A 26,463-nucleotide genomic window follows, 5' to 3' on the forward strand; every position below is an offset into this window, starting at 1 on the left:
AAAAAGAAAAGACGATGAAACGAATTTTACCGATTACTATCCTGTTCATTTTCCTGTGCCAGCTGGCCCAGTCCCAATACCTGCACCGCGAGGGCAAGTACATCGTTGACGGCGAGGGACAACTTTTCCAAATCCGCAGCATGGGTCTGGGCGGCTGGATGCTGCAGGAAGGATACATGCTGGGAACAGGCGGTTTTGCCGGAACGCAGCACGAAATCCGTGCGTTGATGGAAGCCGCGATGGGACAGGAGCGCACCGATGAGTTTTACGATGCCTGGCTGGCTAACCACTGCACCAAAACCGATATTGATTCGCTGGCAGCCTGGGGCTTCAATGCCGTGCGCCCTGCGCTTCATTATAACCTGTTCACCCTGCCCATAGAGGAAGAACCGGTTCCCGGTCAGGATACCTGGCTGGATGAAGGATTTCAAATGGTAGATGAGCTGCTGGAGTGGTGCAGGGCCCATGAAATGTACGTGATCCTCGATTTGCATGCTGCCCCCGGCGGACAAGGTAAAAATGCCGACATCTCCGACTACGACGCATCGAAACCATCATTGTGGGAAAGCGAGGAAAACAAACGAAAAACAGTTGCCCTGTGGCGAAAGCTGGCCGAACGGTATGCCAACGAAAAGTACATTGGCGGCTACGACCTGATCAACGAAACCAACTGGAGCTTTACCGGGACACACCCGAATGGATGCGACAGCAGCAACGAACCGCTTCGCGAGCTGATGGTGCGCATCACCGAGGCCATCCGCGAGGTGGATCAAAACCACCTGGTTTTTATCGAAGGCAACTGCTGGGCAAACAACATGACGGGCATGTTCCCGCCCTGGGACGATAACCTGGCCTACAGCTTCCATAAATATTGGAATGGAACGGACAAAAACACGATCAGCGAGTTCCTGGGCTGGCGCGAGCAGTATAACGTACCCATCTGGATGGGCGAATCGGGCGAAAATGCCAATCAATGGTTTTACGAGACCATCAGCATGCTCGAATCGCAACAGGTGGGCTGGTCGTGGTGGCCCATGAAAAAGATTGGCTCCGTGGTGGGGCCGCTTACAGCTGTTCGAACGCCGGAATATGCGCAGTTGCTCGATACCTGGCGAAACGGCGGCACTCCTGACCCCGATTTTTGCTACCAAACCCTGATGCAGATCACCGAAAACCTGATGATTGAAAATTGCACCTATCAGCCCGATGTGATCGACGCCATGTTCCGCCAGCAAACCGATGATACGGGAAAACCCTACAAAAAACACGAAATTCCCGGGGTGATTGCAGCCCCCGATTTTGATCTGGGACGCCACGGGGCAACGTATTTCGACAAGGATTTTATCAACAGTACGGGCAATGCAGGAGGTGCTGCCTGGAACCAAGGGCACTCGTACCGGAACGATGGCGTGGACATTGAGCCCTGCAGTGACGAATCGCCCCTGGGCAATGGCTACAATGTGGGATGGATGGAATCCGGCGAATGGATGGAATACACAGTGGAGGTGAAGGAAACAGCGGCCTATCGTGTCACCGTTCGGGTGGCCGGCACAGCTGGAACCGGCAAATTTCACCTTGCCGTGAACGGTAAAAACGTCACCGGCACTGTTGCTGCAAAAGCGACAACCGGTAACCAAAACTGGACGGATGTCACCGTCGCTCAGGTCATTCTGGAAAAAGGCCGGCAAACGATCCGCCTGGTGGTGGAGCAGGGCGGCTTCAACCTGAATTACATGCAGTTTTCCGACCCTGAACCTACCGGAAGTGTTCCCGGAAAAGCAACCAACGGGTATGCTTCGCCAACGGGTTCGGCCATATATCTGGCAGCCAACAAAAGCTTCGATCAGTCAGTCACTCCGGAAGCTCAGGATTTCAGGCTGAAGGTAAACGGCTTTCTGGAAGGCATCGACGAATTAACCTACGATACAGATGATCCCGGCAAGCTGGTGCTTGGGTTAAAAAAAAACTGAAGCAGGGCGATGAGGTCTGGCTAAGTTATTTGCCCGGACAGTTGCGGATGACGGATGGAACGATGCTGGAAACATTTCAGAACCTGAATATAGATATGAAAGGGATTACTTTTATGGAGGTGCCGGGAACTATTGAGGCGGAACATTTTGCGGTAAATGTTGGCTGGGAGCGTGAGTCATGCAGCGATACCGGGGGCGGTTTCGATATGGGCTACACCGACGACGGCGATTACCTGGATTATCAGGTTTCGGTGACTGAAACCGGGCGATACCGGATTTCGTACCGCCTGGCCTCGGGCAATGATGCCGGGGGAAAACTCGACCTGGTGCTGTTCTCATTCCCCGACGAGGCCATCCGGTTGCACACCGTAACCGTGCCCAACACCGGAGGCTGGCAGAACTGGGTGACCATCACCCGTGAGCTGAACCTGACAGAAGGAGACTACCGACTGAGGGTTTTAGTGAACGAGCGGGAGTTTAACCTGAATTGGTTTCGGCTGGATTTGACAGGCACCACGGGGGCAACGGATGTAGGGCAGCCGGAGCAGTCCCTGAAATTGTATCCGAACCCGGCCGCCAGCCAGTTGTTTATTGAGTTGAACGACATAGAGCCCCAAGAGGGCCACCTGAGAGTGATCGACTTGCAGGGACAGGTAGTGAAAGCAGAAGTGTGGGAAGGACAATCGAGGGCTATGCTAAACGTGTCAGCCCTGAGGGCAGGCGTTTATGTCCTTCAACTGATCTCAAACCAGCTAATAAGCCATGCCCGCTTTGTTGTTGCGAAATAACGATTAATGACTATAAACACGATAAATCAGTCAGTATGAAAGTTTCTCAATTTTCGAAATTCATCGTCGTCTGCCTTTTTGCAGGGGTCTTGTCATGTACCGGCAAACAAAACGGGTCCGGGACCGGGAGTATGGACGAATATACCCTGGTGTGGTCTGACGAATTTGATTACACGGGTTTGCCCGATCCCGAAAAATGGAGTTTCGACACCGAAGGAAACGCCTGGAACTGGGGGAATTACGAAGAACAGCATTACACCAGCAGGCGGTTGGAGAATGCCGAGGTAAAAGATGGTACGCTTCATATTCGTGCCTTACTGGAAGAGCAGGAAGGGAAACAATACACCTCCGCCCGCCTCATTACCAAGGGGAAAGGCGACTGGCTGTACGGAAAGTTCGAGATCAGTGCCAGGTTACCCCGGGGACGCGGTTTGTGGCCTGCCATCTGGATGTTGCCTTCCGACTGGGAATACGGGAGCTGGCCGGCAAGCGGAGAAATCGACATCATGGAGAATGTAGGCTACATGGGCGATACCATTCTGGCCACGGTCCACACCAAAAGTTATAATCACAGCATTCACACGCAGCGGGGAGACAGCATCGTTCTGCCCGGTTGTCACGACCGCTTCCATGTCTATCAGCTGGAGTGGGAGCCGCACCAAATTCGGGCATTTGTTGATGGTGAGCATTTCTTCACCTTTCAAAACGAAAATACCTCGCCCGGCGAATGGCCGTTTGATAAACCGTTCCATTTGTTGCTGAATGTGGCTGTAGGCGGCAGCTGGGGCGGCATGAATGGTATTGATGACACCATCTTTCCGCAGGCTATGGAGGTGGATTATGTTAGGGTTTATCAAAAGAAAAACAAGTAACTTAAGTAGCTATGCAAGTTCGTTCGATCGTCTTTTTATCCGTTTTTTTTCTCTTTCTTCCTTTCCTGTTGAAGGAGGAAGCCCGGGCTCAGGAACCGGATTGTTCCCGGCTGGTTTGGTTTGATGAATTTGATGCCAGCGGAGCACCGGCCACCCAAAAATGGGACTACGACCTGGGTGGCGGCGGCTGGGGCAACAACGAACTGCAAACCTACACCAACACGCGCGCCAATTCGTGGATTGAAAACGGAAAGCTTTTTATAAAAGCCGTCAAAACAAACGGCACCTGGACCTCGGCCCGATTGGTTACCCGGCAAAAGGGCGACTGGCTGTACGGACGCATCGAAGTGAGGGCCAAACTGCCTTCCGGAAAAGGAACGTGGCCGGCCATCTGGATGCTGCCTACCGACTGGGCTTACGGCAACTGGCCCTCCAGCGGCGAGATCGATATCATGGAACATGTAGGCTACGACCCCGGCGTGATTCACGGGACGGCGCATACCGAAGCCTACTACCATTCTATCGGCACCCAAAAAGGAGCCAGCATAACAGTTTCGGATGCCTTGACGAATTTTCATGTGTATGCCATCGAATGGGATGAGGAACGTATTCGTTGGTTTGTGGACGACCAGTTGTACTTTACCTTTATCAACGAGCATAAAACCTATAAGGAATGGCCATTTGACAAGCGCTTCCACCTGTTGCTGAATATTGCCATTGGAGGCGATTGGGGCGGTGCGCAGGGCATCGATCCCTCGCTCACCGAAGCGACCATGGAAATTGATTATGTCCGCGTGTACAGCTCCAGCCTGACCAAGCCGGTCATCTCCGGGCCGGTGCTCAACGAGGCCGGACAACAAGCCGAATACAGCGTCGATCCGGTTGCGGGGGCCGAATATATCTGGCATCTGCCCGAAGGTGTTTCCCTGATTAGCGGCGCCGGAACAAACAAAATAACCGTTCAATGGAACGATGCTCCCGGCGACCTTCAGCTGGAACTGCGCACTCCCTGCGAGACGGTTTTCTCCAATGTATTTCATGTCGATTACCAATTTAAGCCCGCCACCAGCCCGTTTGAAATTGTGCCTTCCGATACGCAGGGGGCCTTGCTGTGGCAAGCCTTCCCGGGCGAAGGGAACAGCCTGGTGCTGACCGACGAGAGCGGCATCCTGCAAGTGGATTTTTCGGTAACCAGTCCGACGCAGAACCCGAACCTGATTTACGACTTTAACGGCTTGGCCGACCTTTCCGACCACGGCGGGTTTGTTTTCGAACTAAAAATCGATCCGGCCTCACCGCCCTCCAACCTGCGCATCGACCTGGTGGATAGCAACGGAAATGTAAACACCACGAACTTGTTCAAGATTGACAGCTTTCACGGTGATGCCGAATTCCATCGGTATGCCCATCAGTTTACCGCCAGTTCGTCGCCTTCCTTCTTGCTCGACCGGGTGCGTCAAATCCGGATTTACCTCAACTATGGTGTGTTTGGGCAAAGCGGCAGCGGTACATTTCAGTTGAAGGATATGCGATTGCAGGAATCCATTCCCACGGCTGCACCCGCTCTGCTGGAAAAGGCTTCCTTCGCTGTTTTTCCCAACCCGGCCAATCGGCACGTGACCATTCGTTCCGGTGAAGCCTTTCGCTTGGTGCAGCTTTTTTCTGCAACCGGACAGCTGGTTTTTTCATCGCTTACAAATGAGGCACCCGAATTTCAGCTTTCGGTTGAAGGCTTTCTTCCCGGCCTCTACTACCTGAAAGTGGATCGGCATGCGGCAGAAAAGCTGGTGGTTTATTAGGAATTGGTCCCTGGTCATTGGATAAAACCACCACCCCCGCGTTAACGCGGGTACTCCTTCCGTTAATATGCCGGACAAGCTCTGTGCAGGAGGAGTGGATCCGGCTACTGCCGGAGACGGGGTGGTTAATTTAGACTTGGTCCAACTGCTCATTTTTCTGAGACTTTGCTTAGTTTTGCGGGTATGAATGAACTCAACGCAACCGTAAAAAACATCATCTTCGATTTGGGGGGCGTCCTGCTGGATATCGATCCCGATTTGTCCATCGAGGCCTTTCGCAAGCTGGGCATGCCCGACCTGATTAAGCCCGGCGGCTGGGGCTACCACCACGAGGTTTTTTTGAACATGGAGCAAGGACTGCTGTCGGACGATGAGTTCCGGAATGGCATCCGCGCATTGTTGCCCCGCCCGGTTTCCAGCGAATTGATTGATGAAGCCTGGTGCGCTATGATCATCGACTTTCCGCTTCAAAAGGTACAGCTGTTGCAAAAGCTGCAAGCAGACTACCGGCTGTATTTGTTTTCCAATACCAACAGCATTCACATCACGTGTTTTCACCAGCTCTTCCGGGAGAAATTTAATTTCTCACTGTCCGATTTGTTTGTGAAAGATTACTATTCCAGCGAGATTGGCCTGCGGAAGCCTTCGCTGGAGTCCTTCGGATTTGTGCTGAACGATGCCGGTTTGCTTCCTGCCGAAACGTTGTTTATCGACGACTCGGGCAAAAACATCGAGGGGGCACAGCAGGCCGGGATGCAAACGGTCCACTTTACCCCGGGCATGGAACTTTCGGCCATCTTCGGCAACGGCTTTTCCCATCAGTGAACTATCGGTTAATGATAAAGCCATTTCCCAGGCGGTTGCGCTGGCCTACGGGGTTTTGCTTAGAAAACCAGGGAAGGGAAATTCGGATCGTGCCAGTTGGTTGAACGGGTAAACTCCCCCAATTCGCCGGAAGGCGAAAGGCGGGTCGGCCGGAAAATTTGGCCCGGGCCGGCGCTGGCCTTGCGGGTGGAAGGATTAAATTTTCTTGATTTTTCTTTGTTTCGTTTCTTTTCATCAAGGAAAAGAAATGAAATGGGGTTTAAGGGGCAAGGCCCCTTTTCGTCAGCGCCTTTGATCGTTCATGATTGTCAAGCAGCGGAAAACACGGAGTTTCCCAGCATTTTAAAACATTATTTCCGGAACAGTTTCCGGAAAAAATCATCCACCCGCGAAACCGGTTCAACCTGTATGTTGAACTTCTTCAGGTTGATCGACTTGCCCCCTTGCGGAATGAAAATCTTTTTCATCCCCAGTTTTTCGGCTTCGGCGATGCGTTGCTCCAGCCGGTTCACGGCCCGGATTTCGCCCGACAGGCCAACCTCCCCGGCAAAGCAGATGGTCTTTTCAACGGCCAGGTCGAAGTTGGACGACAGCACCGCCGAAATGACCGCCAGGTCGATGGCCGGATCGTCCACCTTGATGCCCCCGGCAATGTTCAGGAACACATCTTTGGTAGCCAGCTTAAAACCGGCGCGCTTTTCGAGCACGGCCAGCAGCATGTTCAGGCGGCGAAGGTCGAAGCCGGTTGATGAGCGCTGCGGCGTCCCGTAAGCGGCCGTACTCACCAGCGACTGGATTTCGATCAGCAGCGGACGGTTCCCCTCGATGGCGCAGGCAATGGCTGTTCCGCTCAGGCCTTCGTCGTCGCGGTTGATGAGCAGCTCCGAGGGGTTGCTCACCTCGCGCATGCCCGCGTGGTCCATCTCGAAGATGCCCAGCTCGGAGGTGGAGCCAAAGCGGTTTTTGATGGCGCGCAGAATCCGGTACATGTACTGGTTTTCGCCCTCAAACTGAAGTACCGTGTCCACCATGTGTTCCAGTACTTTGGGGCCAGCCAGGCTGCCTTCCTTGGTGATGTGGCCAATGAGGATGACCGGGATGCGCCGTTCTTTGGCAAACTTGAGGATGCCGTTGGTGCATTCGCGGATTTGGCCCACGGTGCCCGGCGACGACTCGATGTATGAGGTGGCCACGGTTTGAATGGAATCGACCACCAACAGTTCCGGTTCCAGGTGTTCGCAGTGGGTGAGGATATTTTCGAGCGACGTTTCGCTCAGGAAGTAGCAGTTGTCGTTTTCGCGTTTCAGGCGGTTGGCGCGTATCTTTATCTGCTGGATGCTTTCTTCGCCCGACACGTACAGGATTTTGCGGTCGGTGAGGTCGAGGGCCACTTGCAGCACCAGGGTCGATTTGCCGATGCCCGGCTCGCCGCCCACCAGCACCAGCGAGCCCGGCACCAACCCGCCGCCCAGCGCCCGGTTCAGCTCGTTGTTGTGCGTGTTGATCCGCTCTACCTGTCCGGCGCCCACCTCCGACAACCGCTGCGGTTGTGCCCCGCTTGCCGAGCGCGAGGGCAGCGGACTCTTGATTTCCTTCACCAGCACTTCTTCTACGTAGGTGTTCCACTCGCCGCAGTTGGTGCAACGGCCCACCCACTTGGGCGACTGGCTGCCACAGTTCTGGCAGGTATAAACGGTTTTTGCTTTTGCCATTCCGCAGGGTTTGTTTGTTTCGGTGAATAAAAGTAATGGTTTCTAAGGAAATTTATTGGGTTTCGGTGGTTTTGTTCAATCCGCTTCGGGCTTGGGGTGAGTGGTTGCCCGGTGATATCCCCCAATTGGATTGGGGGTGATGGATGGTTTGATCACTTCGTGATTAGGTGCGATTTCCAATGGGGTTGGCTTTTCACGGTCATTCCTTTTACTCCGAAGGAGTTGTATGTCCATCACCGCCAGTGCAACTGGCGGGTAACGGGCCCAAAAGCCGGAACTCGGAAGGAGTTCAACTTTGTCTTTTCCATGCAGTTCAACCCGGGACCATCAATTTGCGCGGTTTCTTATCAGGGGTTGTTTTTCATTTTCTCCAAAAACTCGTTGATAGTTTCTTGTGGAGGCTTTTTATCAATGACCTCAATGTATTCCATTTCATACCACGAATAGTCGTCCCAGTATCGATGAAATTTGAATTTCGGGATATTTACTTTTTCCGGATAGAAATACATGCCATCAATAAGCAGTCGGGCAAATTCTTGTTTGATGAATTCCAAAGGAAGATTGTCGGGATTTGAAAAATCTTTATGCCCAAATTTTTTGTAGTTCCCCGAATCCCGATAGCGATAATAAAATCGGATGGTCTTAGCCATGAGTTTTTCCGGCAAAGAAATATTCTAAGGATACTTGTGTCAACGGACGATGAGTAACAATGGTTTATCCTTTAAATACAGTTTCAAGATGAAATTGCAAGAATTCTTTTTTTGGCAAGTATTTTTTGGGGAGATGGAGTGTCAGTTTAGCTAATGGAGCAAAAAATGTAGGATAGAATTTTTCATGTTCTCTTTTTCGCAATTCGCCTGAAATTAGGATTTGGTACTTTTCGTTGATTGCGATAAGTCCTTTGTCGAATGCCTTGTCGTAAAGTGAAGATAGGCAGATCCCATTTTCTGGGTTCAATCGTTCTTGTTCATTTTTTGCCCACGGGATAATATGACTGGCTACTAATAAATCAGGTAGGTCTATTCCGGTAATCGCGCATCTACTGGAATAGTTTGCTAATACAATTTGTCTGAAGATGTTTTGGTTTACACGGGTTTTTACTTCGCGCGTTTTGGTTTCGCCTTTTAGATTTTCGGTGCCTGAAAGTATTTCAGCATATTTGTTTTCAAGGGTTTGATGCTCTAAATCGGCAAGTATGCGTTCGCTTTCAAACAGCAGTTCTTCTTTGTCGTTTACAAATTCATCCCAAATGGGTTGTACTTGTTTGATGCCTCCGGTTAAGCCTTTAATTCCACGTTGCTGGTGGAAGGGATCAACACTGGCAAAGTTGCTTAGCCGCATTGCAATTGAATTAGGAGTACGATTTAAAATCGTTGCGAGATGAATAATCTCAGGTGTATTGTGATGAAGTTTCCCAAATGGTAGTTTCAGATATAGGTTTAAGGCAAGAATGAGTTCCTGACGGGTCCAATTTCTTCTTTCCATCTTTAATTGGCGTTAATTGTTTTGAGTAGAATAAAGGTACCGAACAAAATCTAAATGGCAAGCATCTCAAGCTTCGGGTTTGCTTATTGTGTACATCGGCCATGGTTTAAAGGTAGGAAGGATTTTGGCAGGAAGAAAATTCCGGGTTGGTGTTGTGTTGCTATTTTGGTTTATGCTATCGGTCACGACCTGTCGTGACCGTACAGGGCTTTCCCGGTTCGCGGCGTATCTGGTTTCAATTGGCGAGTAGAGCAACGGTATGCCGTGGCCGGGCGGATGTCACTTGGGGAAATTCCGGGGGTCGTGTTATGTTGTTATTTTGGGGTATGCTGTGGATCACGACCTGTCGTGGCGGTACAGGGCTTTCCCGGTTCTCGGCTTTTCGGTTTTCAAATGGCAAGTAGGGCCACGGTATGCCGTGGCCGGGCGAAAGTCGTTTGGGAAAATTCAGGGGTAGTGCTATGTTGCTGTTTGGGTTTGTGCCGTGGGTCACGACGTTTCGTGACCGTACGGGGCTTTCCGGTTCGCAGCGTATCTGGTTTCAATTGGCGCGTAGGGCCACGGTATGCCGTGGCCGTGAGAATGTCGCCTGGAGAAGATCAGGGGTGTTGTTGTGTTGCTATTTTGGGTTGTGGCATCGGTCACGACGTTTCGTGACCGTACAGGGCTTTCCCGGCTCGCGGCGTATCTGGTTTCAATTGGCGAGTAGGGCCACGGTATGCCGTGGCCTGACAGATAGCTTTGTGTCGGATGCCAGGATTTGCGAGCAGAAGATTACCATTCGTTTTCGCCGTATTTTTCCCACCATTTGGCGGTGTTTTGCCGGATGTAGATTCGGGCAATATGAAGTGCTTCTTTGTCTGTAATTATTCGGTCATAAAAACGAGAGTGCCAGCTAAACAAGCCGCCATGCCGATTGTTATTGGCCCATCGGGTAACTGCAGATTTGTATTGTCCGATCACCACGCCTAATGATCCTTTTGGCAAAGGGCCGAAATGGTTTTTGGTTGGTGGGGTTATGCCATAGGTCACGATCTGTCGTGACCGTACTGGGCTTTCCGGACTTACAACGTTTCGGTTTTCATCGGGCGCGTAGGGCCACGGTATGCCGTAGCCGGGCAGGGTACCTGTAACCGGGGGATTGCCAAGATGAATGATTCCATGCAGGTGGTTGGGCATGACCACAAATTCGTCTAATTGTACATGCGGGAAGTGGTCCGGTATGCTGAGCCAACATTGGCCGGCCACTTTGCCCAACGGACTATGCTGAATTTCGGTTGGGGAGCTTGCTCTTCCAAACAGGCATTGCCCCAATTTAATGTTAATGGTCACAAAATAGCTGCACGGCTGGCTGTAGTCATGGTTGGGCAGTCGGATGTTTCTTCGGTTGTGGAAATCCATGTTGTTGCCGGTTTAGCGTTTTGGTCTTTATTCTTTTTACAATCAGTTTGTTAAATGTAAAGAATAAAATCCAAACCCCAAATTTTGGGTTGTGGTATCGGTCACGACCTGTCGTGACCGTACAGTGCTTTCCCGGCTCGCAGCGTTTCGGTTTTCATCCGGCAGGTAGGGCCACGGTATGCCGTGGCCGAGCGGATGTCGTTTGGGAAAATTCCGGGGTGGTGTTGTGTTGCTATTTTGGGTTGTGGCATCGGTCACGACCTGTCGTGACCGTACGGGGCTTTTCAGGTTCGCGGCTTTTCGGTTTTCAAATGGCAGGTAGGGCCGCGGTATGCCGTGGCCGGGAGAAAGGCTTTTAAGAAAATTCCGGGGTGTTGTTGTGTTGCTATTTGGGGTTGTGGTATCGGTCACGACCTGTCGTGACCGTACAGGGCTTTTCCGGCTCGCGGCGTTTCGGGTTACATCCGGTACGTAGGGCCACGGTATGGCGTGGCCGGGCGGATGTCGCCTGGGGAATACCGGGGCGATAAAGTTTATCCGGATTGCTTCAGGAGAACGAAAAAATTACTTAAGGAAGTGACTTCAATTACTTCCTTAAGTAACGATCGTCTTTTCCTTAAGTGACTTTCATTACTTCCTTAAGTAATTTCGGTTACATGGGCACAAGATTTTTTCGGGTGGCCGGACGTTTTAAAACGGGGCGGTAGTTCATGCCTGGCGAAGATCAGGAAGCAAAGACTAAGCCCTGCGCCGACCGCGGGGCAGGAAGTTCCGGATGACGGGCAGAGTCGCTGTAACTCTTATTCACTTCTTTTCGCCTGCGAGCCTTTTCTGGAAACGTAGCCCATCGGGCAATAAAAAACCCGGAACTGGGAAGCTCCGGGTTTTCGCTATGTTTCAGCGTTTGTTTACACAATTCTGTTAGTCTCGATGTCGGGGAACACCAGCTTGGGCTTGAACGATTTGGCTTCTTCGAAGTCCATCAGGGCATACGAAATGATGATGACCACATCGCCCACGGCCACTTTGCGGGCAGCCGGGCCGTTGAGGCAAATTACCCCCGAACCGCGTTTCCCTTTAATGACATAGGTTTCCAGGCGTTCACCGTTGTTGATGTTTACCACCTGTACTTTTTCGTTCTCGATCAAATTGGCAGCATCCATCAAATCTTCATCAATGGTGATGCTTCCCACGTACTGCAAATTTGCTTCGGTAACAGTTACTTTGTGAATTTTCGATTTACAAACTTCAATATACATTTTGCTTTAATTTATATTGAAAACCAGGTTATCAATTAATCGCACCTCTCCACAAAAAACAGCAATGCAAGCCACTTTGTTTACCGGGTCGCTCCACTGCTTCACCGGCGAGAGGGTTTCATCGTCCACGATTTCAAAATATTCCGTCTTCAGGTACGGGTTGGCATCAATCTGTTCAACCACCTGTCTTTTCAGTTCTTCTACGCTTAGGTTGGCGGCCATGTTTCCTGCTTCGGTCAGGGTTTTATAAATGCGGGCCGCATTTTTCCGTTGTTCCGGGCTCAGGCGTTGGTTGCGCGAGCTCATGGCCAGGCCGTCGGCTTCGCGAACGATGGGACAGGGAACGATTTCGACCGGCAAAGTTAATTGTTTTACCATGGCTTTTATAATCACCAGCTGCTGGAAGTCCTTCAGGCCGAAAAATGCCTTGTCGGGTTCCACCAGGTAAAACAGTTTGCTCACCACCTGGGCAACACCGTTGAAATGGCCCGGACGAAACCGGCCTTCCATCACTGTTTCGAGCTGGCCAAAGTCGAAATTACGGGTGTCGGGCTCGGGGTATATGGTATCGGCTTCGGGCGCAAAAACCAACTGGCAGGCAGTGGGTTCCAGCAAGGCCAGGTCGCGGTCCAGGTTGCGCGGGTACTTCTCCAGATCTTTCGGATCGTTAAATTGGGTGGGGTTCACAAATATGCTGACTACCACAAAGTCGGTTTGTCTTCCGGCTTCGGCCACCAGCGACAGGTGACCGCAGTGAAGGGCGCCCATGGTGGGCACAAAACCAACCGTTTTGCCTCCTTCTTTCAGCTTCGCGATGTGCGACTTTAATTCGCTTATTTCCTTTACAACCAGCATCTGGCAAAAAAATTAGGCTGCAAAGTAAATAAATAATTCAACACGAAGCCAACCAAGGCGGGCTTTCGATTTTTTCAAACAGCTGTAATCCCCTAAAATTGAATATTCGCTATATTTTTATTAATTTTGGCCAATCAAATTCAGCATATTTTCATGGAAAAGAAAAGAGTCTTATTCATCTCTCAAGAAATTACCCCTTATCTCCCCGAATCAGAAATGTCCGTAAAATCACGTTTTTTACCGCAAGGTATTCAGGAAAAGGGTAGGGAAATTAGGACTTTTATGCCGCGGTATGGAAGTGTTAATGAACGAAGGAACCAACTGCATGAAGTCATTCGGTTGTCCGGGATGAACCTGGTGATCAATGATGCCGATCATCCTCTCATTATTAAGGTGGCCTCGATCCAGGCTGCCCGGATGCAGGTTTATTTTATTGATAATGAAGACTATTTTCACCGAAAGCATGTCCTGAAAGATAGCAAGGGAAAAGAATTTGACGACAATGATGAGCGGGCTGTTTTTTTTGCGCGCGGCGTACTCGAAACGGTCATCAAGCTGCGCTGGGCGCCCGACCTGATTCATTGTCACGGCTGGCTCACCTCGCTGGTGCCCCTGTACATCAAAAAAGCTTATCACGACGATCCGCTGTTTGCCAATTCGAAAGTCGTTTACTCGGTTTATAACGAAAACTTTAAGAAACCGTTAAATTCCAACGCCCGGCAAAATGTGCTGATTGACGGGATTGCCAACGAAGACGTGAAATTGCTGGAGGAACCTACCTACGAAAACATGTCGCGCCTGGGAATCGAATATGCTGACGGGGTTATCCAGGGCAGCGAAACGATTAATCCGGCCTTGTCGGAGTACACACAGTCGCGCGATAAGTTATTTTTAAGTTACCATCCCGAGGAAACATACCTCGACGCTTACGATGAATTCTACGAAAAAGTATTTTAGATCCGGCCTTTTGCCGGGGTTTTAATGTCCTGTAATTAAGCAGGGTAGTGTGTTTTTTTATCTTGCTTTGTTGCTTGTGGTGCTTAACGGATACCGGCTGTTACCCATGGTTGACTTTTCTGCTGTCATGCAAAAAAGTGCCTCCGAGCCTGAATGGCCGTTGACGAATTCGGAATATTGTTGGATATTAGTTGAAGATTTTGACGGGCTAAACCGGGAGAACCGGTACCCGGAATTTTTTAGGAAGTTAAACCGAAACAGTTGAGAGGTGTGTTGGCAGCGCCCCGGGCATGTTTCCAAAATAGAACAGATATGTGCGGAATAGTTGGATATATCGGCGATAAAAATGTTTATCCGATCCTGATCAAAGGATTGCAACGACTGGAATACCGGGGATATGATTCTGCCGGTATTGCTATTTATAATTCAGATCTGAAAACCTATAAGAAGAAAGGCAAGGTTAGCGACCTGGAAACTTTCGTGGCCGACAAAGACATTACCGGCCACGTGGGGATCGGGCATACGCGCTGGGCAACGCACGGCGAACCCAACGATGTAAACGCACACCCGCACACCTCCATGCACGGCAATTTTGTGCTGGTGCACAACGGTATCATTGAAAACTATGCTGAGCTGAAAAAGGACCTGACCGGCAAAGGTTATGTTTTTCAAACGGAAACCGACACCGAAGTGCTGGTCAACCTGATAGAATATTTTTACAGCCTCGACGAGGTGGACAATGCCGAGCTGGCCGTTCGCCTGGCGCTGAGCAAAGTGGTGGGTGCCTACGGGATTGTCGTTCTTTGCAAAAACGAAAAGCACCGCATCATTGCAGCACGCCTGGGCAGTCCGCTGGTGATCGGCATCGGGCAGGGCGAATATTTCCTGGCTTCGGATGCCAGCCCGATTGTAGAATACACCGACAGCGTGATCTACATGAACGACGGCGATGTGGCTGTGATTGAGAAAAACAGCCTGACACTGAAAACCGTGGACAACGATCCCGCCAACTTTAAGGTAACCAAGGTGGACCTGAGCATCGGCGATCTGGAGAAAGGCGACTTTGAGCATTACATGCTGAAAGAGATTTTCGAGCAACCCAAAACGATCCAGGATACTTACCGCGGACGCATCAAAGCCGACCAGAAAGAGATTGTGCTGGGCGGTTTGCTCGATGTTTTCCCCAAAATTGTGAATGCCAACCGGATTATCATCATTGGTTGCGGCACCTCGTGGCATGCAGCCCTGGTGGCCGAATACCTGATTGAAGAATACGCGCGCATCCCCGTGGAGGTGGAATACGCCTCCGAATTCCGGTACCGCAAACCGATCATTAACCCCGGCGACGTGGTGATGGCCATCAGCCAGAGCGGCGAAACGGCCGACACGCTGGCAGCCCTGAAAATGGCCAAAGCGCAGGGCGCCCTCATCCTGGGCATCTGCAATGTGGTGGGGTCGAGCATTGCCCGCGAAACCGATGCCGGCGTTTATACCCATGCAGGCACCGAAATCGGTGTGGCTTCTACCAAAGCCTTTACCGCGCAGGTTACCGTGCTCACGCTGTTTGCCTTCAAGCTGGCCAAGGAACGCGGAAAAATCAGCCAGGAATTGTACGAACAGCTGATTGGCGAAATGCTGGCCATCCCCGATAAGGTGCAGACCATCCTGTTGTCGCACCCCAACATCAAGAAGGTAGCTGAAAAATATAAAGACGCCATCAATGCCCTGTACCTGGGGCGTGGCTATCTGTTCCCGGTAGCCCTGGAAGGCGCCCTCAAGCTGAAAGAGATTTCGTATATGCATGCCGAAGGTTACGCGGCCGGCGAAATGAAACACGGCCCCATCGCGTTGGTGGACGACAACCTGCCGGTGGTGGTGGTTTCGGCCAAAGACAGCTACTACGAGAAAGTGGTCAGCAACATCCAGGAGGTGAAAGCCCGCAAGGGAAATGTTATTGCCGTGGTGACCGAAGACGACAACGGCTTGCGCAACATGGCCAACGACCTCTTCGAGGTTCCTGAATCGCACCCGGCCGTGGCTGCCCTGCTGGCGGTGGTGCCCTTGCAATTGTTTGCTTATTACATCGCGGTGATGCGTGGTTGCAACGTGGACCAACCCCGGAACCTGGCCAAATCGGTTACGGTAGAGTAAGGGTTCACTTCTATACGGGATAAATTACGACAAACCTTCCGTCGGTTGCGGAATGAATTTGTATGTTTGCACCGGGCTGTCAAAATTTTTAGCTTGACGCTGTCAATCAGTTTATTTGCATGAACAGGATACTTTCAATACTGATACTTGGTTACCTGGCCTACCTGGTATTTACCACTTCGTGCGCCAATCCGGGAATGCCAACCGGGGGCGATAAAGACTCCATTCCGCCGGTGGTGGTGAAAACCCTTCCGGGCATGAATGCGCGGATGTACCAGGAACAAACAGTGAACATCACTTTTGATGAGTTTGTTATTGCCGACGAGGTAAGCAGCAAGCTGGTGGTTTCGCCGCCTCTGGAGAAGAAACCACTGGTGAAAACCAAGTCGAAAACCCTGATCGTTGACCTGGGGCCCGATTTGAAACCGAACACCACCTATTCGCTCGACTTTAAAGATGCGATTGCCGACAATAACGAGAAGAACCCGCTGGAGAATTTCCGCTTTTCGTTTTCTACCGGGGAAGCGTTCGACACACTGGAGGTGGGCGGCTATGTACGCCTGGCCGAAAATATGGAGCCTGTTGGCGACATCCTGGTTGTGCTGCATGCGCTGGACAGTCTTTCCGCTTTTCGTGACAGCATTCCGAATTATATTGCCAAAACCGATGAGGAAGGCTTTTTCCTGATTTCGAATGTGGCATCAGGCAATTATCGACTGTATGCAATCGAAGATGCCGATAACAGCCTCACGTTCAATCAGCCGGGCGAGATGATCGCCTTTTACGATTCGCTGGTTGTACCGCAGTTCCCGGTCAGCGCACCCTTGTCGGCCGATAGCCTGCTGGCTCCTGCGCAGTTTAACTCCAAGCCGTTTTACCTCTTGCTGTATGCCGAGGAGGTGTTTGACCAGTTTCTGGATAACTCGAAACGCGACCGGGCCAATCTGTGCAATTTTTATTTTTCCGAATCGCTAACCGACTCCTTTCAACTGAATTTGTTGTCGCCAAAACCAACCCCCAACTGGTCGCAGCTGGAATTCGGCACCCGCCGCGATACCGTTTCGCTTTGGATAAACGACACCATCCTGAGCAAATCGGATACGCTGAAGTTTGAGCTTAAGTACCAGGTGCACGACAGCCTGAAAAACCTGGTGATGACAGCAGATACATTGGAAATGGTCTATAAGCAGCCCGAGCAGAAGGAACGTAAAAGAAGGCCTGAAAAAGAAACGCAGAAGGTGCAGCATTTTACGTTTAAACAAAATGCCCGGGATCCGTTTGATGTGTACAATCCCTTGCGGATTGAAGCCCCGGAGCCTCTGGCCGGCTTCGACCAGTCGAAAGTGGCGCTGTACCAGCTGGTGGATACCGTGGAACAACGCCTGGATGTGGCATTGATACCCGACACCACTTCAACACGGAAATTCCGGATCGACTATCCCTGGGAGTTTGAGGGACAATACCGGGTGGAAATTGATTCGGCAGCTGCTTATACATACAGTGGGCAGCCCTCGAACCGGTTGAATCAGAAATTTAAGATCCAGAAGGAAGGGTACTACGCCAAAATCATATTGGCCATTTCCAATCTGCCGGGAAATAGCATGGTGCAGTTGCTAAAAAATACCGATAAAGAGGAATTGGTCCTGCAAACACCCATCCGGGCTGACGGAGAGATTGAGTTTCCGTTCCTGAAACCGGAGAAGTACAAGATCCGGCTGATTGTTGACCGAAACGATAATGGGCGCTGGGATACCGGTAGCATCGAGGAATGGAAACAGCCCGAACGGGTTGTCTATTATCCGAAAATTCTGAAACTGCGCTCCAATTTTGAGGTGCGCGAAAGTTGGGCTCTCCCTGCCGATATTCAATATGGAAAGGAACTGATTGATGAAGACGAGGATGCCAAAGATGCAAAACGTACCAAAGGCAAAAGACCTGCTGCGGGAACGCGTTAAGTCAATCTGGCAGATCCTGTTGCTGGCATCGTTGCTGTTGGCTGGTCTGCGTCCGGCCCAAGGTCAAGCCCAGTCGCTGCCTTTTGGTGTTGGCGAATCCGCGCGGTACGGTGCTTATTACAACTGGCACTTCATCTGGATCAATGCCGGGGAGGTCGTTTTCAGCTGCGACACCCTTTCGCACCGGGGACGGCCAGCCTGGAACTTTCGGGCGATCGGGAAAACCTACAAAGCATACGATGTTTTTTACTCGGTGCGCGATACCTTCGAATCGGTGGTTTCGTACCCTGAATTTAAGCCGGTTTGGTTTCGCCGTGCGGTTAATCACGGGCAGGGGCATTCATCGCATGAATATGATTTCGATGTGAAATCGGCGAAAATATTTTCGAAAATCCACCGCGAAGACGAAAAACCGTTTACCGACCAGCTTCATTATAAACCGGAGGTGCTGGATTTGCTGAGCACGGCCTACCGTTTCCGCAGTTACGACTTCGATCGGATGACGGAGGGGCGAAAAGTTAATTTCTCCATGCTGGTTGATAATAAGATTGAAGATTTGTACTTTCGGTACCGGGGCACCGAAGAAGTAAAAACCCGTAACGGGCGCAAGTTTCAATGCCACCGCATTTCGGTTTGGTTGTTGGAGGGCGACTTTTTCCCGGCAGGCGAGTACATGCAAATATGGTTCACGGCTGATAAAAACAGGCTGCCCATTATGGTTGAAACAAAAATTAAAATTGGCTCGGTGAAGGCCGTTTTTCTGGATGCCTTGCAACTGAAATACCCGCTGGAGGCCGAAACCGGGTTGAAAAATTAAACTGGAAAAGTTTGTCCCGGTCAGGAAATTGAAATATCACGCACAAAAATAAAACACGAATTATGGCAAATCTTAGGAATTTGAAAAAGGACATCGACTTTTTGGTCGGACAAGTTGTTCTGGATTGTTTTGAGTATATCCATGCTGTTGACGGGGCTGATCGCGAAGGCGCCTACGAAATTATTGCCGACGTACTGGGCTTGCGCAATAACCTCCGTAACCGGGTAAACCATCCGGATGGAAAAGACAACCCGGGAATGGTGAAGAAATTCTACCACAAAGTGGGGCAGGATTTGGTGGAAGGTTGCGACAAAGCTTACGACCAGCTCAATAAGCTGATTGGTCAGGCTTCTTAAGTCCGGGCACATTTTCCTTTAAACGATATTTGAATATCCGGTTGCTTTCCTGCGCGGGGATTTTTACTGTCATTCATTGTCATTCATTGTCATTCATTGTTTTTCATCACTAAATGACCATGAATGACCACTTAATCCCACATTCTTCCTTCGATAAGGCAACATCCCGGATACTCCATAAGCTTTACTTTTGGCTGACCAGCGTCAGCGTTTTGTCGGCAATGGTTTTTCCGTCCAGGATGGTGATCAGCCGCCAGGGACCGAGCTTGTCGTGGAGCGGTTCCCACACACAGTCCCCCAGAAAGAATTCGTACTCGTTGCTGTGGATGTAAACTTCGCCGGTAAAATCGGGGGCCGGTTGGCCGTTTTCATCGTTAAAAGGCGGATGGATGATGCGAAAGTCCAGCTTCGTGCCACGGGCTTTTTTAATTTTGAGGATGTAGCCAAATTCGGTGCCGATTTCTGCCTCAATATGGTCGGTGATATTCAGGATGCGGGGAAGTTCCTTGCTGGTTTTGTCCCAGCGTGAATATTCGCCATAACTGTACAATTCAACTTCAATTTTCTTTTTAGTCAAAACGTTACATTAATTTTTATCTTCTTTTTACGAAGAATGAATTTAAATAATGCGGTCAAATGCTATATTTGTCAGCATAAATAATGAAGCCTGTCCGCAAATATATAAAACAATTTATTCTGCTGTTTTTGCCGGTTTACCTGTTGTTGCTGGCAAATTCGATGCTGAATATGCACGTTCACGTGTTGTCGAACGGTATGGTCGTGCGTCATGCACACCCTTTTGGGCACGATCAGGAGCATGATCAGGAATCGCATAGCCACAGCGGCAAGGAATATTCGTTTTATGAAGGTTTCTACCTCGATTATTGCGATACGGCGGAACCTCTGCCTGTGCTTCAGCAATTAATTATTAAAGAGGAAATTGCCGGGAAACCGGTTTCGCCCAATTATCGCTTTGAGCTTTCTGCTTTGTTCCCGCTTCGGGGACCTCCAGCCTGTTAGTTTTTTCGTCCAACTCTTCTTTTGGGTAGAATATCCCAACTTCTTGGGATTGCAGGGCCATTTGTCCGAACTTACTTTTGTCCCTGTATTCAATGACCATTTGTTCGGATGAACATGGCGACTGAGAGAGTTGAATCCGTTAATGTCAAATTTTTGTGCAGCCATTAAGCGGCTGGCAAATTCATCCTTTTTTAACCCGATATGAAAAAACTAATTCTGTTAGCGTTTACGCTATTTGTTTGCTTTTATGTACATGCCGAAGATAATCCGGTTATAAAGAAAGCGGACACCATGCTTTTTGGGCATGTGGTTTCCGAAAATGATCATATTCCTTTTGCCACCATCCAGGTTCAGGGCACCACCATTGGTACAGCAGCCGACCTGACCGGTCATTTTAAGCTGGTAGGGGCGCCCACCGGCAAGCAAGTCGTTGTGGTGTCGGCTGTTGGTTACCGCGCGCAACAGTATGCCGTAGATCTCGAAGCCGGCAAAGAAGTTACTATCCTGGCCGAGCTGGAACCCGATCAGATTGGCTTGGAAACAGTGGTGGTTTCGGCCGATCGCAGCGAGAAGTCGCGGCGCGAAGCGGCTACTATCGTGAGCACGATCAGCCCGAAGTTGTTTGAGCGCACCCAAAGTGTGACCCTCAGCGAAGGCTTGAACTTTACGCCTGGCGTTCGGATGGAGAACAACTGTCAGAATTGCGGTTTCACCCAGGTACGCATGAACGGGCTGGAGGGGCCTTACTCGCAAATACTGATTAACAGCCGCCCCGTATTTAGCGGGTTGGCCGGCGTTTACGGGCTGGAGCTGATTCCGGCCAATATGATCGACCGCGTGGAAGTGGTGCGAGGCGGCGGTTCCGCTTTGTTCGGCAGCAATGCCATTGCGGGGACCATTAACCTGATTACGAAGGAGCCTGTGAAGAATAGTCACTCGGCCAATTCGTCTCTGTCGTTGATTGGTGACGACGGGACGCTGGACTATAACCTGAACGTTAACGGCTCGGTGGTGAGCGATGATTTCCGTTCGGGGCTGAGTTTCTACGGCTTCAAGCGCCAGCGCGACCCGTATGACGCTAACGGCGACGGCTTTTCCGAGATGTCGGAAATTGAAAACGGCACCTTTGGCGCCAGCTATTTTCAACGTTTGGGCAGCCGCTCAAAAATCAACCTCGATTATTTCTACATCAACGAATCGCGGCGTGGTGGTAATGACTTTGATAAGCTGAAGCACGAAGCGGATGTGACGGAAGCCGTCGATCATAAAATCAATTCGGCCAGCCTCACCTTCGACAAGCTGATGCGCGAGCACGACAAACTGAGCTTTTATGCCGCTTTTCAGTCGGTCAACCGGGGCTCATACTATGGCGCCAATCAGGACTTGTCGGCTTACGGGCACACCGAAGATTTTTCATTTTCGGCGGGTTCGCAGTACCACCGCGACGTGGAAAAATTGTTCTTTGCACCTTCCGAGCTGGTGCTGGGCCTCGAAATGACTTCCAACACCCTTGAAGACCAAAAGCTGGGCTACCTCGATGTGGAAACGATGGAGCACCTGGATAATACGCTGATCACAGATCAGTCGGTGTCAACGGTGGGCTTCTTTGCCCAAAACGAATGGGTCATGGACAAACTGCGCTTTGGGCTGGGGTTTCGGGCCGAACATTACGCCGTGAAAGATAACCAGGAAAACCGCGAAACCACTTCGGGGGATGTGTTCAGCCCGCGTGTAAGCCTGTTGTACAATCTGACGGACAAGTTGCAGCTTCGCTCCAGCTTTGCCAAAGGCTACCGTGCGCCGCAGATCTTCGACGAAGACCTGCATATCGAAACGTCGGGCGCGCGCCGGGTGACCCATGAAAATGACCCCAACCTGAAACAGGAAACCTCGAACAGCTTCACGTTCTCGCTCGATTTTACCGAAACCTTCGGGAAGTGGCAAACCCAGTTGCTGGCCGAATCGTTTTACACGCAGCTGGAAAATCCCTTCACCAATATTTACGGAACGCCCGACGAGGAAGGTAATGTGGTTTATACCCGCACCAATGCCGAAGATGGCGCCACCGTGCAAGGCATCAACTTTGAGTTGAATGCTTCTCCGGGCGCCCGTTTTGTGATGCAGTCGGGTTTTACCTGGCAGCAAAGCAAGTTCGACGAGCCACAGGAATTCGGTGAGCGCAACTTTTTCCGCACTCCCGAAACGTATGGCTACCTGAGTATGACCTATTCGCCTGGCCCGCTTTTCCGGGCTTCGCTTACCGGCAATTACACGGGGAAAATGTTGTTGCCTTACTTCGGCAATACGCTGGCTAATCCCGAAGAGGGACAGCTGAATGAGTCGGATCGTTTCTTCGACCTGGGACTGAAACTCAGCCACGACTTTAAACTTTCCGAAGAACTGTCGCTGCAAGTATATGGCGGCGTGAAAAATATCTTCGATTCCTTCCAAAAGGATTTCGACTACGGAGCCGATCGCGATCCCGGTTATATCTACGGTCCGCTGGTGCCGCGCATGTTTTACTTCGGACTGAAGATCGGCAATCTCTTTTAATGAATTCAGGACACTCCTATACATACCAGGATAGGATTGTTGAAGCTTTTTTTGCTCACGGCAACCTGTGAAAAGAGAGAGAACGAAAATTACAAATAGGTCCGTAGCCTTAAATTTGAACGCCCGCAAAATAATGCTAATTTTGTGGGCGTTGTTTTACTGCTAAAAATCTGATAATATGTCCGATCCGGGAGCTGTGAAAAAGAAATTTTCATTGGGAAGTACTGAGAAAGAGAGAAGGAATAATTTGATTGTCATCTTCTTGGCCGTCATTTTAGTGGCTGTAGTGGTGTTGTTTTTCGTACAGCGGGGCGAGCATAAGCAAATTATGCAGTCGCTGAATGCCGAAAAAGATTCTATCCAGGTGGAACTGAACAGCATGGTGCAACATTACGATTCGCTGAAAACGGACAATGACACGCTGAACTCTCAGTTGTTTTTGGCTCAGGCCAAAGTGAAAGATTTGCTGCTGGAGGTTGGCCAGATTAAAAAAGCCAGCTACGAACAAATTTCGCGCTACCAGGAAGAGGTGGGCTCGCTGCGGCGGATCATGCGTAATTACATTGTTCAGGTCGATTCGCTGAACCGGCGCAATCAGCAGTTAATGGCCGAAAATCAGCAGGTGAAGCAAGAATTTATGGAAGTGGAATCCAGAAATGTTGAGCTGGAACGTCAGCGGAAGCAGTTGGCCCAGAAGGTGGAGCGCGCCGCCATGCTCGAAGCCCAAAACCTGACCGTGGCCGGCATCAACAATAAAGGCAAAGAGGTAACCAACCGCGATAAAGCGGACAAGCTGATGATTAGCTTCACCCTGAGCAAAAATATTACTGCCAAACGTGGCGATAAAGACATTTATGTCCGCATCCTGCGGCCCGACCAGATACTGTTGGTTAAATCGTCGAACGACCTTTTTCAGTTTGAAGATCTGAAGATCCCTTTTTCAGTGATGAGGCAGGTGACCTATGAAGGAAATGAGTTGCCGGTGAACATTTTCTGGGACAATGAAGGCGAAAATCCGTTTATGGCCGGCGACTATACCGTGGATGTCTTTGCCGATGGAAACAACATCGGGACCACCAGCTTTTCCTTTAAGAAATAAACCAAGGGAACGCTCCCCGGAAGAATTCTTTTTTTACCCGGGCGGTGCAGCCGGTACGGTTTTTCGTTAGTCCATTTTGGATTTAAGGTGAATTCGCTTTATCAATTGGTATTTTGCCATTACATTTGATAAACACTAAAAATGTTATTCATGAAAACAAGAAATGCTTTTATTGGAGGATTGTTGGCCGTTTCCCTTTTAATGAGCGGTTGCGCCTCAATGAACAACGCTCAGAAAGGTGCTGCCATAGGTGTGGCTGGTGGTGGTGCCCTGGGGGCAGTTGTGGGTAAGGTTTCAGGAAATACAGCCCTTGGAGCCGTAATTGGCGCTGCAGTTGGCGGGACAACAGGTGCTGTTATCGGCCGAAAAATGGACAAGCAAGCAGAGGCCATTCAGCAATCGGTTCCGGATGCCAAGGTTGAACGCGTGGGCGAAGGCATCATGGTTGAATTTGACAGCAGCGTGCTGTTCGCCTTGAACAGCTTTAGCCTGACCGGTGATGCTACAGCAAACCTCGACAAGCTGTACATTATTCTGAGTGAATATCCCGACACCAACATCGAAATTCAGGGACACACCGACAGCAGTGGTTCGGAAGCATACAACCAAACCTTGTCGGAACAACGCGCCGGTTCTGTTTCTTCCTACTTACTGAAAAAAGGTGTGGGTGCCAACCGGGTTACCACCAAAGGGTATGGCGAGCTGAGCCCAAAATATGACAATGCTACCGAAACAGGGCGGATCCAAAATCGCCGGGTGGAATTCGTGATTACGGCAAACGAAAAAATGATCTCGGAAGCTGAAGCTGAGGCTGCAGGCAATTAAGAACTACTTTTTTACAGAATATTTGAAATCCGGTTTGCTGAGCAGGCCGGATTTTTTTTGTGCTTTTTGCAATTGCGTTCCTGTTTTCGTCATTGGGACACCCAACAAACAAGAATGTCCTTCCGGACAGGAGTTACTTTTTGGCTTAATCCAAAAAGTAACCAAAAAAATCAAGGCTCACGGGGCTTTTGCAAGAAAACTACGGGGACGGTCATGTCACGCGGCCCAACTCGTCGTTCCTCCTCAAACAGGGCCGCTTTCCAGTCCCCCTTCGAATTCCCTTCCCTGGTTTTCTAAGCAAACCCCCCGTAGGCCAGTCCCAAAGCTGACATTCTCTTTCTTCGGCTCCTGACAATTTTAAAAATGCTGCTTCAAGAAGAAAACAAAGACTACGCCGGGAGCCATAAATATAACAGATGAGTAATTCGTTTTCAGCTTATCTCCATGTTGATCGGAGCGGGTGCATTGGCCGTCAAAACGCCCGGCAGAGGGTTCGTTTTGACAAGATTTTTGCTTCCTTTTCATCGAATGGAAAAGGAAGAGCCAGTCCGGCTTGAGGACAGATCAATTTTATATGAGCGGTAGGAATCGTTTTTTCGAAATCGCAGGTTGAAGGCTCCCGGGACACCGAAATTCAACTCGAAAAAGAGTGTATTTTCCAGGTAGTGAGCTTATTTCAGAATCAGCAGGTAAAAAGTGACGGAAACAGGTCTTTTTTGTGCTTTTAGTAGTTGCTTTCCATGCTCAGTTGTTTTTGCCGGGTGCACTCAGGCAAATTGCAGGTAAATAATCAACCCAAGGAAAAGGTAGATCAGCACATTGCCCCAGAATTGCCTGCGCATATAAATCAGGTAATTTGAGATCAGAAACGTGAGCGGAATGGCCATGATGAGCAGTATTTCGAGCGAAACGGCAGGAACAACCAGCAAAAGAGCTACCGAAGTCAGGAAAATGACAAAGAAGATCTGGAAATACTTGCGGGTGCTGATTTTCTTTTCGTCAATCTGCCCGATCAGGAAAAAGCTGCCCGGCAGGATCAGCAGGATCAGAAATCCGAGGTAAATCAGGTGGTTAAAGCTTCCCTGCTGTAGCAGGTTATTTGGGGTGACCAGGTTTTGGTTGACCGTGGTGGCCAGTTCGGGCAAACTATCGGTCAAAAAGTAATACGAAAAGGCAAACAGCCAGGGCAGAAGAGCGCCGGTAAGTGCCAAGGCAAAGTGGCGCCATTCCGGAGTTTTGCGGATGAGCAGCAGGCCGATCCAAATCACCGGAAAATAGAAGATCAGACTGAAATAAAACAGCGATCCTACACTGATCAGGAACCCGGCATCAAACGCGTTGGAATGGATTTGCTGGCTTTCGTAAGCGCTGAAAATCCGTTCGGTGGCCAGCAACAAAAACAGCGCGCCGAAATAGACGGGATGCAATGTGTGCGCCAGCAGCAGACCACTGATAATGAGTACGAAAATGTTGGATGGCAAAAAGGTGCGTACCCGGATGAATGCAAAAACGGTGTTCAGGCGAAGTATCAGAAAGGCCAGCAACATCGCAAAAAGCATAGCCGCTACGGCGTTTGCCATCGCCGAACCGCTCAGCAGCTGGTGAACGGGCCGGTATAGCAGCATCTGGTTTTCTCCCTCAAAAAATGGAAAGACGGCAGGATGCAACCAGGAGCGGATCCACAAAGCCACGATTATCAATGGAATTAACACAAAATGATAAGCCTGGTTGCTTTTTAAAAACCGTAATAACATCTTTTCTCTT

23 protein-coding genes are annotated in these 26,463 nt (G+C 50.2%); 14 read left to right on the plus strand and 9 right to left on the minus strand.

All coding sequences use genetic code 11. From position 1 onward, the window contains the following. Positions 1-14 precede the first annotated feature (14 nt). The 5 genes from N2K84_RS13665 to N2K84_RS13685 all read left to right on the plus strand — a co-directional run bounded on the left by N2K84_RS13665 (position 15) and on the right by N2K84_RS13685 (position 6,254). Positions 15-1,970, plus strand: a complete 1,956-nt coding sequence (locus N2K84_RS13665) for a cellulase family glycosylhydrolase (RefSeq protein WP_282592380.1) — start codon at positions 15-17, stop codon at positions 1,968-1,970. Positions 1,971-2,065: 95 nt separating this feature from the next. After that, positions 2,066-2,758, plus strand: coding sequence for a carbohydrate-binding protein (locus tag N2K84_RS13670; protein WP_282592381.1), 693 nt, complete (start codon positions 2,066-2,068; stop codon positions 2,756-2,758). Positions 2,759-2,793: 35 nt separating this feature from the next. Next, complete coding sequence (locus N2K84_RS13675; protein ID WP_282592382.1) at positions 2,794-3,630, plus strand: glycoside hydrolase family 16 protein; 837 nt, start codon at positions 2,794-2,796, stop codon at positions 3,628-3,630. A gap of 11 nt (positions 3,631-3,641) precedes the next feature. Then, on the plus strand, positions 3,642-5,429 hold the full coding sequence (locus tag N2K84_RS13680) for a family 16 glycosylhydrolase (protein WP_282592383.1): 1,788 nt from the start codon (positions 3,642-3,644) through the stop codon (positions 5,427-5,429). A gap of 183 nt (positions 5,430-5,612) precedes the next feature. Continuing rightward, positions 5,613-6,254, plus strand: coding sequence for an HAD family hydrolase (locus N2K84_RS13685; protein ID WP_282592384.1), 642 nt, complete (start codon positions 5,613-5,615; stop codon positions 6,252-6,254). A 350-nt stretch (positions 6,255-6,604) separates the two neighbouring features. Here N2K84_RS13685 and radA read toward each other — a convergent pair whose 3' ends face one another. The 7 genes from radA to panC form a co-directional block, all read right to left on the minus strand. After that, entirely contained in the window at positions 6,605-7,966 is a 1,362-nt protein-coding gene (gene radA / locus N2K84_RS13690; protein WP_282592385.1) for a DNA repair protein RadA, read from the minus strand. 75 nt (positions 7,967-8,041) lie between these two features. Further along, positions 8,042-8,200: a hypothetical protein gene (locus N2K84_RS13695; RefSeq protein ID WP_282592386.1), complete on the minus strand. Its 159-nt coding sequence runs from the start codon at positions 8,198-8,200 to the stop codon at positions 8,042-8,044. Positions 8,201-8,313: 113 nt separating this feature from the next. After that, positions 8,314-8,616, minus strand: a complete 303-nt coding sequence (locus tag N2K84_RS13700; protein ID WP_282592387.1) for a hypothetical protein — start codon at positions 8,614-8,616, stop codon at positions 8,314-8,316. A 64-nt stretch (positions 8,617-8,680) separates the two neighbouring features. After that, the gene (locus N2K84_RS13705; RefSeq protein ID WP_282592388.1) at positions 8,681-9,451 is read right to left on the minus strand and encodes an HNH endonuclease; all 771 of its coding nucleotides are present in this window, start codon (positions 9,449-9,451) and stop codon (positions 8,681-8,683) included. Positions 9,452-10,225: 774 nt separating this feature from the next. Continuing rightward, on the minus strand, positions 10,226-10,852 hold the full coding sequence (locus tag N2K84_RS13710) for a transposase (RefSeq protein ID WP_282592389.1): 627 nt from the start codon (positions 10,850-10,852) through the stop codon (positions 10,226-10,228). 908 nt (positions 10,853-11,760) lie between these two features. After that, on the minus strand, positions 11,761-12,111 hold the full coding sequence (gene panD / locus N2K84_RS13715; protein ID WP_282592390.1) for an aspartate 1-decarboxylase: 351 nt from the start codon (positions 12,109-12,111) through the stop codon (positions 11,761-11,763). A gap of 6 nt (positions 12,112-12,117) precedes the next feature. Further along, the gene (panC, locus tag N2K84_RS13720) at positions 12,118-12,966 is read right to left on the minus strand and encodes a pantoate--beta-alanine ligase (protein WP_282592391.1); all 849 of its coding nucleotides are present in this window, start codon (positions 12,964-12,966) and stop codon (positions 12,118-12,120) included. Positions 12,967-13,119: 153 nt separating this feature from the next. Here panC and N2K84_RS13725 point away from each other — a divergent pair, with 153 nt between their 5' ends. From N2K84_RS13725 to N2K84_RS13745, 5 genes are all read left to right on the plus strand, one after another. After that, positions 13,120-13,923 (plus strand): glycogen/starch synthase, encoded by an 804-nt coding sequence (locus N2K84_RS13725; protein WP_282592392.1) that lies wholly within the window; start codon positions 13,120-13,122, stop codon positions 13,921-13,923. Between the two features lie 312 nt (positions 13,924-14,235). Beyond that, the gene (gene glmS, locus N2K84_RS13730; protein WP_282592393.1) at positions 14,236-16,074 is read left to right on the plus strand and encodes a glutamine--fructose-6-phosphate transaminase (isomerizing); all 1,839 of its coding nucleotides are present in this window, start codon (positions 14,236-14,238) and stop codon (positions 16,072-16,074) included. Between the two features lie 119 nt (positions 16,075-16,193). Further along, positions 16,194-18,029 (plus strand): Ig-like domain-containing domain, encoded by a 1,836-nt coding sequence (locus N2K84_RS13735; RefSeq protein WP_282592394.1) that lies wholly within the window; start codon positions 16,194-16,196, stop codon positions 18,027-18,029. Beyond that, positions 17,983-18,846 carry a DUF3108 domain-containing protein gene (locus N2K84_RS13740; RefSeq protein WP_282592395.1) on the plus strand — a complete coding sequence of 288 codons (864 nt, stop codon included), beginning with the start codon at positions 17,983-17,985 and terminating at the stop codon, positions 18,844-18,846. Before N2K84_RS13735 ends, N2K84_RS13740 begins: the two co-directional genes overlap by 47 nt. 62 nt (positions 18,847-18,908) lie before the next feature. Then, a complete protein-coding gene (locus tag N2K84_RS13745) occupies positions 18,909-19,202 on the plus strand; it encodes a hypothetical protein (RefSeq protein ID WP_282592396.1) in 294 nt (97 codons plus the stop codon). 184 nt (positions 19,203-19,386) lie between these two features. Here N2K84_RS13745 and N2K84_RS13750 read toward each other — a convergent pair whose 3' ends face one another. Further along, positions 19,387-19,779: a DUF3859 domain-containing protein gene (locus N2K84_RS13750; protein WP_282592397.1), complete on the minus strand. Its 393-nt coding sequence runs from the start codon at positions 19,777-19,779 to the stop codon at positions 19,387-19,389. Positions 19,780-19,862: 83 nt separating this feature from the next. Between N2K84_RS13750 and N2K84_RS13755 the strand changes: the two genes are divergently transcribed. From N2K84_RS13755 to N2K84_RS20440, 4 genes are all read left to right on the plus strand, one after another. Beyond that, the gene (locus N2K84_RS13755) at positions 19,863-20,222 is read left to right on the plus strand and encodes a hypothetical protein (RefSeq protein WP_282592398.1); all 360 of its coding nucleotides are present in this window, start codon (positions 19,863-19,865) and stop codon (positions 20,220-20,222) included. A gap of 201 nt (positions 20,223-20,423) precedes the next feature. Further along, positions 20,424-22,775 (plus strand): TonB-dependent receptor, encoded by a 2,352-nt coding sequence (locus tag N2K84_RS13760; protein WP_282592399.1) that lies wholly within the window; start codon positions 20,424-20,426, stop codon positions 22,773-22,775. A gap of 178 nt (positions 22,776-22,953) precedes the next feature. Next, positions 22,954-23,874, plus strand: a complete 921-nt coding sequence (locus N2K84_RS13765; protein ID WP_282592400.1) for a hypothetical protein — start codon at positions 22,954-22,956, stop codon at positions 23,872-23,874. 150 nt (positions 23,875-24,024) lie between these two features. Then, a complete protein-coding gene (locus N2K84_RS20440; RefSeq protein WP_345894139.1) occupies positions 24,025-24,699 on the plus strand; it encodes a YiaD family glycine zipper/OmpA-like lipoprotein in 675 nt (224 codons plus the stop codon). A gap of 767 nt (positions 24,700-25,466) precedes the next feature. Here the strand turns inward: N2K84_RS20440 and N2K84_RS13780 are convergent. Then, a complete protein-coding gene (locus tag N2K84_RS13780; RefSeq protein ID WP_282592401.1) occupies positions 25,467-26,453 on the minus strand; it encodes a DUF6427 family protein in 987 nt (328 codons plus the stop codon). Positions 26,454-26,463 lie beyond the last annotated feature (10 nt).

Source organism: Gaoshiqia sediminis (genome assembly GCF_025907915.1).
GTDB classification, from domain to species: Bacteria; Bacteroidota; Bacteroidia; order Bacteroidales; family Prolixibacteraceae; genus Gaoshiqia; species Gaoshiqia sediminis.

Bases quoted from the DNA above. Each gene is read 5' to 3' on its own strand.
- N2K84_RS13665 (WP_282592380.1), top strand. From the start codon at position 15: ATGAAACGAATTTTACCGATTACTATCCTGTTCATTTTCCTGTGCCAG.
- N2K84_RS13670 (WP_282592381.1), top strand. From the start codon at position 2,066: ATGAAAGGGATTACTTTTATGGAGGTGCCGGGAACTATTGAGGCGGAA.
- N2K84_RS13675 (WP_282592382.1), top strand. From the start codon at position 2,794: ATGAAAGTTTCTCAATTTTCGAAATTCATCGTCGTCTGCCTTTTTGCA.
- N2K84_RS13680 (WP_282592383.1), top strand. From the start codon at position 3,642: ATGCAAGTTCGTTCGATCGTCTTTTTATCCGTTTTTTTTCTCTTTCTT.
- N2K84_RS13685 (WP_282592384.1), top strand. From the start codon at position 5,613: ATGAATGAACTCAACGCAACCGTAAAAAACATCATCTTCGATTTGGGG.
- radA (WP_282592385.1), bottom strand. From the start codon at position 7,966: ATGGCAAAAGCAAAAACCGTTTATACCTGCCAGAACTGTGGCAGCCAG.
- N2K84_RS13695 (WP_282592386.1), bottom strand. From the start codon at position 8,200: ATGGACATACAACTCCTTCGGAGTAAAAGGAATGACCGTGAAAAGCCA.
- N2K84_RS13700 (WP_282592387.1), bottom strand. From the start codon at position 8,616: ATGGCTAAGACCATCCGATTTTATTATCGCTATCGGGATTCGGGGAAC.
- N2K84_RS13705 (WP_282592388.1), bottom strand. From the start codon at position 9,451: ATGGAAAGAAGAAATTGGACCCGTCAGGAACTCATTCTTGCCTTAAAC.
- N2K84_RS13710 (WP_282592389.1), bottom strand. From the start codon at position 10,852: ATGGATTTCCACAACCGAAGAAACATCCGACTGCCCAACCATGACTAC.
- panD (WP_282592390.1), bottom strand. From the start codon at position 12,111: ATGTATATTGAAGTTTGTAAATCGAAAATTCACAAAGTAACTGTTACC.
- panC (WP_282592391.1), bottom strand. From the start codon at position 12,966: ATGCTGGTTGTAAAGGAAATAAGCGAATTAAAGTCGCACATCGCGAAG.
- N2K84_RS13725 (WP_282592392.1), top strand. From the start codon at position 13,120: ATGGAAAAGAAAAGAGTCTTATTCATCTCTCAAGAAATTACCCCTTAT.
- glmS (WP_282592393.1), top strand. From the start codon at position 14,236: ATGTGCGGAATAGTTGGATATATCGGCGATAAAAATGTTTATCCGATC.
- N2K84_RS13735 (WP_282592394.1), top strand. From the start codon at position 16,194: ATGAACAGGATACTTTCAATACTGATACTTGGTTACCTGGCCTACCTG.
- N2K84_RS13740 (WP_282592395.1), top strand. From the start codon at position 17,983: ATGCAAAACGTACCAAAGGCAAAAGACCTGCTGCGGGAACGCGTTAAG.
- N2K84_RS13745 (WP_282592396.1), top strand. From the start codon at position 18,909: ATGGCAAATCTTAGGAATTTGAAAAAGGACATCGACTTTTTGGTCGGA.
- N2K84_RS13755 (WP_282592398.1), top strand. From the start codon at position 19,863: ATGAAGCCTGTCCGCAAATATATAAAACAATTTATTCTGCTGTTTTTG.
- N2K84_RS13760 (WP_282592399.1), top strand. From the start codon at position 20,424: ATGAAAAAACTAATTCTGTTAGCGTTTACGCTATTTGTTTGCTTTTAT.
- N2K84_RS13765 (WP_282592400.1), top strand. From the start codon at position 22,954: ATGTCCGATCCGGGAGCTGTGAAAAAGAAATTTTCATTGGGAAGTACT.
- N2K84_RS20440 (WP_345894139.1), top strand. From the start codon at position 24,025: ATGAAAACAAGAAATGCTTTTATTGGAGGATTGTTGGCCGTTTCCCTT.
- N2K84_RS13780 (WP_282592401.1), bottom strand. From the start codon at position 26,453: ATGTTATTACGGTTTTTAAAAAGCAACCAGGCTTATCATTTTGTGTTA.